Below are 1,041 nucleotides of genomic sequence, written 5' to 3' on the forward strand. Positions count from 1 at the left end.
ATATTATGTAGTACCGTTTATAAACATATTGCCCCTTTAGAAGAAAACTGAAACCTCTCACACCGCTTTACATAGGAACCCGTGTTAGCTGCTGGGCTTATAGTCACATCGTCACTTTATTTTTTGTCGGTTTGATTGTTTTTAATCTTTGTTCAACTTCTTTTATTCTGTCCAACCAATATTTTTTTGCGTCCTCATTTGTGATCGCTCCCTTCTTCGGTCGTTGGTCAAAAGGAATTCTGCCAATATTGTCCCAGTGTTTACTATTTTCTCTTTGAACTTCCTTTTCTGTCTTCGGTTCAATTCTATTTCGCCAAAAAACTAATTGTTTGTTGTAGTCATTTATTATTTCTTCAAAATATGCAATTAGTCTGTCTTTGTCTTTAGGAATATAGCCAGGACCGGTGCAACCACAGGAATGAAATGTGATTCCAACAGAATAAAGGTCCTTAATGTGATTCCATTCTTTTATGTTGTCCTTTTTAGGCGATTCAAAGTCAAGTCCCATATTTGCCATTAGCTCCCCACATTGAGGACATTTGGCTTCTGTCACATCCTTGTTGTCTCGCTTTATGTCCCACATTAACCTTCGTTTAAATGTCTTACGACAATTAAAGCAGGCATAGTGTGGCTTGTATGATGTCATTGCATATCTGCACATATTCTTTCTTTATGGTTTGTCTTTGTCAGTCTTGCAGCTAACGATCGGGATTTACGAAGTGCCCACGGATGGAGCAGATGCGGGAGCGAAAGCCAACGGCTTTCAGCGAAGCAGCTGCGAGAATCTGTGGGTACGTGGAAATTTATCGGGGCATTTTGTAAATCCTCATGTTCACCGCAGGTGACTTGCACAAAGTTCACCGCCCGATAAATTTACAAGTAAATCCCGATCGTTCGACCGCAATAGCTTAGGAGAAAAAGACCGGGAGTCCGCAAAGCGGACGAAGGGATTTTTCCTTGTGCAAGGCATTGCGGTCGAACGTGTGTATTTCTGCTAAAATACGCTACTTCTTGTAACAAACAATTTTTTCAACTTGCTCT

Annotated in this window: 1 protein-coding gene; it reads right to left on the reverse strand. The window is 40.5% G+C overall.

Annotated features, from left to right (window positions below; translation table 11 throughout):
• Positions 1-103 precede the first annotated feature (103 nt).
• Positions 104-583 carry a hypothetical protein gene (locus ACFEL9_RS26105; RefSeq protein WP_385896348.1) on the reverse strand — a complete coding sequence of 160 codons (480 nt, stop codon included), beginning with the start codon at positions 581-583 and terminating at the stop codon, positions 104-106.
• Positions 584-1,041: the final 458 nt, after the last annotated feature.

It is taken from the genome of Terrimonas alba (assembly GCF_042434975.1).
In the GTDB taxonomy this organism is placed as follows: domain Bacteria; phylum Bacteroidota; class Bacteroidia; order Chitinophagales; family Chitinophagaceae; genus Terrimonas_B; species Terrimonas_B alba.

Bases quoted from the DNA above. Each gene is read 5' to 3' on its own strand.
- ACFEL9_RS26105 (WP_385896348.1), bottom strand. From the start codon at position 583: ATGTGGGACATAAAGCGAGACAACAAGGATGTGACAGAAGCCAAATGT.